Annotated in this window: 6 protein-coding genes; 3 read left to right on the forward strand and 3 right to left on the reverse strand. The window is 66.9% G+C overall.

Annotated elements, in window-relative coordinates:
• Window positions 1-139: 139 nt before the first annotated feature.
• Complete coding sequence (locus VFO93_RS01065) at window positions 140-1,489, reverse strand: YfcC family protein (protein WP_325132449.1); 1,350 nt, start codon at window positions 1,487-1,489, stop codon at window positions 140-142.
• Window positions 1,490-1,546: 57 nt separating this feature from the next.
• Between VFO93_RS01065 and VFO93_RS01070 the strand changes: the two genes are divergently transcribed.
• A complete protein-coding gene (locus VFO93_RS01070) occupies window positions 1,547-1,789 on the forward strand; it encodes a hypothetical protein (protein WP_325132450.1) in 243 nt (80 codons plus the stop codon).
• 197 nt (window positions 1,790-1,986) lie between these two features.
• Here the strand turns inward: VFO93_RS01070 and VFO93_RS01075 are convergent, their stop codons facing one another.
• Window positions 1,987-2,595, reverse strand: a complete 609-nt coding sequence (locus VFO93_RS01075; RefSeq protein WP_325132451.1) for a hypothetical protein — start codon at window positions 2,593-2,595, stop codon at window positions 1,987-1,989.
• A 316-nt stretch (window positions 2,596-2,911) separates the two neighbouring features.
• On the opposite strand from VFO93_RS01075, the gene VFO93_RS01080 reads away from it, so the two are divergent.
• The gene (locus VFO93_RS01080; RefSeq protein ID WP_325132452.1) at window positions 2,912-3,982 is read left to right on the forward strand and encodes a hypothetical protein; all 1,071 of its coding nucleotides are present in this window, start codon (window positions 2,912-2,914) and stop codon (window positions 3,980-3,982) included.
• A gap of 43 nt (window positions 3,983-4,025) precedes the next feature.
• Here the strand turns inward: VFO93_RS01080 and VFO93_RS01085 are convergent, their stop codons facing one another.
• Window positions 4,026-5,312, reverse strand: a complete 1,287-nt coding sequence (locus VFO93_RS01085) for a PAS domain-containing protein (protein WP_325132453.1) — start codon at window positions 5,310-5,312, stop codon at window positions 4,026-4,028.
• Between the two features lie 208 nt (window positions 5,313-5,520).
• Between VFO93_RS01085 and VFO93_RS01090 the strand changes: the two genes are divergently transcribed.
• Window positions 5,521-7,758, forward strand: coding sequence for a TonB-dependent receptor (locus VFO93_RS01090; protein ID WP_325132454.1), 2,238 nt, complete (start codon window positions 5,521-5,523; stop codon window positions 7,756-7,758).
• Window positions 7,759-7,911 lie beyond the last annotated feature (153 nt).

Consider the following 7,911-nt stretch of genomic DNA (forward strand, 5'->3'; position numbering starts at 1 on the left):
GCTGAGCGCAGCGAAGCATCTCTACCGCTTCGTTGAAGGGCTTGGATGAAGCGGCAGAGATGCTTCGACTTCGCTTCGCTGCGCTCAGCATGACGACCGTTTTCCCCACTCATCCACTCATTCAAAAAACCGCCCATCCTCACAGCCCCACTACTATCGCCAGGCCCACGGCGGCCGCGCCCAGCGCCAGTAGCAGCCCGTAGAGGCGGCCCGCGAAGCGCAGCCACTGGTCGTAGCGCACGCCGCAGGCGGCGAGCACGGCCATGAGCGCGCCATTAGTGGGCGTGAGCAAGTCGCCGAGGCCGGCCGCGTACTGGTAGGCCAGCACCGTGACCTGGCGCGAGAGGCCGATGAGGTCGGAAAGCGGCACTAGCAGCGGCATCGTGAGCACGGCCTGCCCGCTCACGCTGGGCACCGGCAGGTGCAGGGCCGTGTGCACGGCCATCATGCCCAGCGCGGCGGCTGCCACGGGCAGGTGGGCCAGCGGCGCGGCCAGCCCCTGCACGATGGTGTCGATGACGTGCCCCTGGCCCAGCACCACGAAAATGGCTTGCGCGAAGCCCACCAGCATCCCCGAAAAGGCCATGTCGCGGAAGCCTGCCACGAAGCCCTCGGCCGTGCCCGTGAGGCCCCGGCCGCCCAGCAGCCCGGCCCCCACGCCCAGCCCAAAAAACAGCGCCGACATCTGGACGAAGTCCCAGTGCAGCGCTACCACGCCGTAGCCAAATACCGCGAACACCACCAGCACCAGCAGCAGCACCAGCCCCGCGCGGCCCGAGCTACCGGCCGCGTCGGCCTCGGCGTCGGCGGCCCGCAGCTCGGGCGCTACCTGGTGGCGGCGGGCGTGGCGCAGCGTGCCGAGTATCCAGATGGTGAGCGCGATGGCCAGAAAAACCGTCCGAAAAACCCAGCCCGACACGGGCGGCAGCTGCGCCAGATTTTGGGCAATAATGACCTGGAAAGGGTTGATGGGGCTGAAGGCCGCGCCCACCACGGCCGCCCCCAGGCTGGCCGCCACCGCCGTGAGGCTGGGGTAGCCGAGGCGGCGCATCAGCACCAGCAGCACCGGCACCAGGGCAATGACTTCCTCGCCCATGTTTTCGAGCGCGCCCAGGGTGGCGAACAGCAGCGATACCAGCGGGATAATCAGCCCCTGGCGGCCCTGCGCGTGGCGTAGCAGGCCATCGACGCCGTAGCGTAGCGCGCCGGTCTGGTCGACCACCGTGAAGGCCCCGCCGGCCAGGAAAATCAAAAACACGACCGGGGCCGCGGCCGCCAGCCCCTGCGGCACGGCCGCCAGCAGGCCCAGGAAGCTCACGGGGCTGGCCGGCACCCGGTGGTAGGAGCCGGCCTCCACCACGTCGCGCTGGGTCACGGGGTCGAGGTGGCGGGCAAATTCGCCGGCCGGCAGCACGTAGCTGAGCGCGGCGGCCAGCACGATAAAAAAGGTAAGCAGCACCAGTGGGTGCGGAAAACGCAGCGATTTCATGGCCGCGAAGGTAACGGTCGGGTTTTGGGCCCCCGGCCGTAACTTCGGGAAATGCCCATGACCTGCGCCACTTTTAAAAGCCTGCACCAGCGCCGCCAGGCCGAGCACCTGGCCCGCCACGGCCACGCCCTGGCCGAGCGCACCGAAGACAGCTTCCGCCTGAGCCTCTACGCAATAGAGAATTTCTACGCCGAAGTGTGGCGCAGCGCGGGCGAGGAAGCCATCCTCTTCATCCACGTCTTCGAGCAGCCCAGCGGCCTCGCCGACTACCTGGCCCTGGTGCGGCTACCCAAGTTTTGATGAGTGGATGAGTGGATGAGTGGTTTTTGGATGAGTGGATGAGTGGATGGGACCGTCATGCTGAGCGCAGCGAAGCATCTCTGTCGCTTCATCCAAACCGTTAAGCGAAGCGATAGAGATGCTTCGACTGCGCTGCGCTGCGCTCAGCATGACGACCGCATTCATCCACTCATCCACTCATCCACTCACCCAACCCCCTACGGCCGGTCCACGTCGGTCAGCTGGTCTTTGCGGCGCATAATCTGGAGCTCGAGGCGGGTGAGAGTGAAGGGCTCCTTGCCGTACTTCTCGGGCGAGTTGAGCTTGTCGAGCGGTACGGCGTCATCGACCTGATAGTCGTTGGCTACCAGCTCCACGTTGTTGCCGCCCACGCGCCGCACTTTCATCAGCGAGTACATGCCGGCGCTGTCGGTGCGCACGGTGTAGATGTCGCCGGCGCGGGGTGCCAGCAGCAGCGCCTCGTCGGTGTGGCGGTCGCGCATGCCGGCCAGCGCGCCAAACGTGAGCAGGCCCGCCACGGCCGCCAGGCCGGCCCACGTCCAGTAGGGGTGGCGGGTTTGCTGCTTGCGTGTGCGCACGGCCGGGGCCAGGCCGGGGGGTAGCTGCCCATTGTCCCACACCGACTGGCAGGTGCCGCACTGCACGGCCGCCAGCTTTTGGTAAGGGAAAAACGGAATCCAGTACACGTGGGCGTAGCGGCTGTAGAGGCTGGCGCGCAGGCCACTGGGTGCCTGGCAGGCGGGGCAGGCCACGTCGGGCAGCGGCTCGGTTTGCAGGTGAGTGCCTTTCGTTCCGTAGATAATCATGGCATAGAGTGCGGTAACGACAGCCGGCGCGAGAAGCCGGCGGCCAGTGAATAAGTAATAAGCCCACCAAAATAGCGCCGCTGTTCGCTACCGCCACCGGCCGGGCAACATACGCCGCACGCGGCGTATGTTGCCCTAATCTTTTGCAGAAAGATAGCCGTATAGCTTCCTTCCGTTAAGCACAACCTGTGTTTGTGCCCGAGCTGCTTACTATACCTATTCTACAAGAAGCCCAACCCGGCCAGCGGACAGCCGCCGCTGGCCGGGTTGGGTGCCGCACTGCCTTCGCTCTTCTCGCTTCCGAAAACCGATTCACATGCCCGTCTTTCTGGACCGCTTGCCCTACAACGGCGAGCTGCCGGCCAGCTTCGATACCGTTGGCCGGCAATTTTACGCAGGGTTGGGCTACGCGCCCGACGACGAGCCCGCCGCCGAGCTGTGCAGGCAGCTGGCTGATACCCACGAGATTATTTTCTACACCGACCACTGGAATATGCGCCTCGCGGGCCTGTTTCCGAAGGATGGCGGCGAGGTGGCGCTGTTCGCGTTCTGGGAAACGGCTGGCTTGCTGCTGCACAATCAGCTGGCCTTCGACCTGCTGCTGAAAGATGCGGCCGAGCGCGGGTTTCAAACGGTGCGCGGGCCGCTGCACTTCAGCCCCTACTTCCGCTACCGGCTGCGGCTGGGGGCGGTGCCCTCGTGGCGGCAGTTCAACCGCGAGCCCGTGAACCCGCCCTACTACCCCGGCCTGCTCGAGCAGCTGGGCTTTCGGCCGGCGCTGGCCTTCGAGAGCCGCCGCCTGTGCGCTGCCGACGTGCCGCAGGTGTACGAGCAGCGCCCGGTGGTGCAGCAGCAGCTCACGGGCTCGCTTTTCGAGTTTATCGCCCTGACGCCGGCCGTTTGGCAGGCTTTGGAAGACGAGATTTTCGAGCTCGTGCAGCAGGTTTTCAGCCAAAACCCGGCCTACCGCCCGGTGGGCAAGGCGCAGTTTCGGCTGCTCTACAACGAGGCCCACGCCGAAGGGCTGTGCCCCTACACGTCGGTGCTGCTGCGGCACCGCGCCAGCGGGCAGCTGGTGGCCTTCAGCCTGTGCCAGCCCAACTACCACGAGCTGGGCCGCGCCGTGAGCGCGCACCCGGTTTTTGCCCGCGACTACCCCTTGCTCACCAACTGCACGCTGCTGGCCCGCACGGTGGGCGTGCACCCCGCCTTTCAGGGGCAGGGCTTGCAGGCGCTGCTGGCGGCCTACGCCATGCAGGAGTTTCGGGAGTACTACGAGGATGTGATTTTCTGCCTGGTGCGGGCCGAAAACCTGGCCCTAAGCTTTACCAAAGGCTTGCCGGTAGAAGTGGCGCACTACGCTCTGTACGAGCGCAGTGTGCTGTAGGTAGTAGCGGGTGGGCACGGCTACTTGCCGTCCGTTACTGCTACTACCGCGCATCGAGCGCGCGGCGCAGGTTTACCAGCTCGGTTACTTCGCTGGCGAAGACGGTGATGCCGGCGGCCTGCCCGTTTTCCTCAAAGCGCTGGTAGAAAAACGTGAAGTAGGCATCGCGTAGCTCGCCGCTGCCGTCGCCCTTGTCGAGGCGGATGAGGCGCTCGCGGCCCCGGTAGCTTTCGCCGGTCTGGTACACGCCGTCGAGAATGTCGATAACGCCCTGGCCCTTGATTTCGGGGAATACTTCCTCGGCCGTGCGGCCCACTATTTCGATGTGGCGGGCCAAACTCACCAGGCCTTCGTTGGCAAACTCGAAGCGGTGCTCGGGGCCGCGCATGATGCCGATGCAAGCGGGCGCTTTCATGAGCAGGCTATACATGGTTTGGCGCTGCTGCTGCGCCTGCTGGTAGTTGTGGTAGGCCTGCTCGGAAAGGGCGGCCTGCTGCTCGTTGGTTTCGAGCAGCTCTTGTACCATCTGCTTTTGGTCGTGGATGTCGGTGGCCCCGCCTACCCACATCGTGATGGTGCCATCGTCGGCGCGGCGCGGGGCGGCGCGGGCCAGTATCCAGCGGTAGCTGCCATCGGCGCAGCGCAGGCGATATTCGGCCTGGAAGAGCTCGCCCGTGGCCAGGCGCTGCTGCCACAGCTCGGCCACCCGGGCGCGGTCGTCGGGGTGCAGGCTTTCGAGCCAGTGCTCGCCTATTTCTTCGGCCAAGTCGTGGCCCGTGAAGGCTAGCCAGCGCGGGTTGAAGTAGTCGGCGCGCCCGTCGGGCGTGGTGGTCCAGATGAGGACCGGCAGGTTTTCGAGGATAAAAAGGGTGCGGGCCTGCTCGTCGGCCAGCTTTTGCTGGGCCTCGGCGGCGGCGCGGGCGGCGCGCAGCTGCTCGGTCACGTTTTGGGTGCGCTGCAAAATGTATTGCAGCTGCCCCTGGGCATTGAGGATGGGGTAGTGCGTGGCCTGCCAGTAAAACTCCTCGAAGCCGCCGCCCTGCTCGGCGGGCCGCTCCAGGTCGTAGCGAATGAGCGGCATGGTGTGCGGCTCGAGGTGCTGCCGCACGTGCGCGTGCGACGCCTCCATGATGTCGCCCTGGTTTTGGTCGACCGACGGAAACGCCTCGAACAGCGGCCGGCCCACTACCTCGGCCCGCGCCTTGAGCGACACGGCCACGTGCGCGTCGGTATTGTCGAGGATGGTCGCGTGGGGGTCCATCAGCAGCAGGGCATCCGGGAGGGCGCGAAAGACTTGCTGGTAGTCGACGGGCAGCGGGGTAGTAGGCATAGCAGAAATAGCGATAGCGGAACGAAAGTACGCAAACAGGGCTGCACAAACGGCCCGCCACCGCCAGGGTTGCCGCCCGGCCGCGCGCCGGCCCACCGCCCTGCCCCGACGCTTCGGCCCCGGCTTTTGCCGCTTGGGCAGCTTTTACTTGAAAGCGCCTACCCCGGCCGGGCACCTTTGAGTTATCAAACGCCCAACCCCCGGCCCCATGAAAACGCCGCTTTTGCTGCTCGCCCTCGCCGCCACCGGCCCCGCCCTCGCCCAGACTGCCGCCGCGCCCGTGCCCACTGCCGCGCCCGCTGTAGGCACTACCCGCCTCAGCGGCACCGTGCTCGACGGGGCCGGCCACCCGCTGCCCGGCGCCAACGTGTTTCTGAAAACCACCTTCGACGGGGCCACTACCGACTCGCTCGGGCGCTTCGCTTTTTCGACTACTGCCACTGGCACGCTGCCGTTGGTTTGCACGCTCATCGGCTACAAGTTGCAGGAAATGCCCATTGCCCTGGCGGGCGGCACTATCGCCGTGCCGACGCGCCGCCTGCGCGAAAGCCGCGCCTCGCTGGGCACCGTCAGCATCGTGGCCGGCGCGTTTGAAGCCAGCGACGAAAAGCGCGCGGCGGCCCTGAAACCGCTGGACATACTGACGACCGCCGGCGCGATGGCCGACATCGCCAGCGCGCTCAACACGCTGCCCGGCACCTCGCGGGTGGGGGAGGAGGGCAAGCTGTTTGTGCGCGGCGGCGCGGCCTCCGAAACGCGCTACTACCTCGATGGGCTGCCGGTGCAAAGCTTTTACGGCGGGGCCACGAGCGGCGTGCCGGCGCGGGGGCGCTTTTCGCCCACGCTGTTCAAGGGCACCATGTTCAGCACGGGCGGCTACTCGGCCGAGTATGGCCAGGCGCTGAGCGCCGTAGTCGGGCTGAACACCGTAGACCTCGACCCCGAGACGCAAACGGGCATTTCCCTGCTCAGCGTGGGCGGCAGCCTCTCGCGCACCAGGCGCTGGGAGCGCACTTCGGTGTCGGCGAGCGTGGATTACACCAACCTTGCGCCCTACTTTGGCCTGACCGCGCCCGACCAGCGCTGGGCCCACGCCCCCGAGCACCTGGGCGGCTCGCTCAGGCTGGCCCACCGCGTGGGCGTGAGCGGTATGCTGAAAGTTTATGCTACTTACGGCAACCAAACGGTGGCTACTCGCCAGCCTGACCCCGAGGCCACCTACGCCGCCACCGGCCGCCTCACCGCCCTGCGCAACAACAACCTCTACCTCAACACCACCTACCGCGCCCCCCTCGTGCGCGGCTGGAGCCTGAGCACCGGCCTGGCCCTGGGCCGCGAGCGCAACGCCGTGCAGCCCGAGCCCCAGCAACTAACCGAGCTGGAGCGCACCGCCACGGCCCGCCTCGTGCTCACCAACGACTCGGCCGGCACCTGGTTCAACCTGAAACTCGGCACCGAGGCCACCGCCCAGCGCTACGACCTCACCTACCGCGCCACGGCCGATGCGCCCACCTACCGCCCCGGCTTTGCGGAGCAGCGCACGGCCGTTTTTGCCGAAAGCGACCTGAGTTTGAGCGCGCGCCTGACCGGGCGGGTAGGGGTGCGGGGCGAATATTCGGCGCTGCTGAATAAAGCCAGCCTGGCCCCGCGCGTGGCGCTGGCCTGGCAGCTTGGGGCCGGCCAGCAAGTGTCGGCCGCCGGCGGCCTCTACTACCAAAGCCCCACCAACGACCTGCTGCGCGTGCAGCCCGCGCTGGGTTTGGAGCGGGCGGCGCACTACATCCTCAGCTACCAGTACCAGACCAGCGCCCGCACGCTGCGCGCCGAGCTCTACCGCAAGGATTACCGCGCCCTGGTGCGCTTCGACCGCGCCAACGTGCTCAACGCCGCCGCCTACGCCAACACCGGCCGCGGCTACGCGCAGGGAATGGACGTGTTTTACCGCGACCGCTACCAGACCTTCAAGAAGGTGGACTTCTGGGTGAGCTACGGCCTGCTCGACACGCGCCGGCAGTTCCGCGCCGACCTCGCGCCCGCCGTGCCGGCGTTTGCTTCTACCCATAATGTGAGCGTGGTCGGCAAGTATTGGTTTGCCAAGCTGCACCTGCAAGCCAGCGGCACCTACGCCTACGGCAGCCCCCGCGCCTACTACGACCCAAACCAGACCGGCTACAACCAGGGCCGCACGCCCAGCTACCACAGCCTCGACCTCAGCCTGAGCTACCTCACGCACCTGGCCGGGCACTACACCATCGTGCACCTGGCCGCCAGCAACGTGCTCGGGCGCGACAACATTTTCGGCTACCGCTACGCCGCCGCGCCCGATGCCGCCGGCCGCTACGCCGCCGTGCCCACCCGCGCCCTGGCCCCCCAGATGGTTGTGGCCGCGCTGCTCATTTCCATCAACAAGAAAACGCCCGGCGACACGTCGGTTGCGCCCGACTAGGGCGCTCGCCGCCCGTGAGACCCCACCCCCGGCCCCTCCCCTCCGGGAGAGGGGAGCCGGACGTTGGGTTTTGAGTTGCCTGATAGAAAGACTCATAACTCAGCACTCAAAACTCTTAACTCACGATAGGCTCCCCCTCTCCCGGAGGGGAGG

The sequence above is a fragment of the Hymenobacter sp. genome, assembly GCF_035709525.1.
GTDB lineage: Bacteria > Bacteroidota > Bacteroidia > Cytophagales > Hymenobacteraceae > Hymenobacter.

What these genes read in the sequence shown, in the direction of transcription:
- VFO93_RS01085 (WP_325132453.1), bottom strand. Translation starts at nt 5,312, where the DNA reads ATGCCTACTACCCCGCTGCCCGTCGACTACCAGCAAGTCTTTCGCGCC.
- VFO93_RS01075 (WP_325132451.1), bottom strand. Translation starts at nt 2,595, where the DNA reads ATGATTATCTACGGAACGAAAGGCACTCACCTGCAAACCGAGCCGCTG.
- VFO93_RS01070 (WP_325132450.1), top strand. Translation starts at nt 1,547, where the DNA reads ATGACCTGCGCCACTTTTAAAAGCCTGCACCAGCGCCGCCAGGCCGAG.
- VFO93_RS01065 (WP_325132449.1), bottom strand. Translation starts at nt 1,489, where the DNA reads ATGAAATCGCTGCGTTTTCCGCACCCACTGGTGCTGCTTACCTTTTTT.
- VFO93_RS01090 (WP_325132454.1), top strand. Translation starts at nt 5,521, where the DNA reads ATGAAAACGCCGCTTTTGCTGCTCGCCCTCGCCGCCACCGGCCCCGCC.
- VFO93_RS01080 (WP_325132452.1), top strand. Translation starts at nt 2,912, where the DNA reads ATGCCCGTCTTTCTGGACCGCTTGCCCTACAACGGCGAGCTGCCGGCC.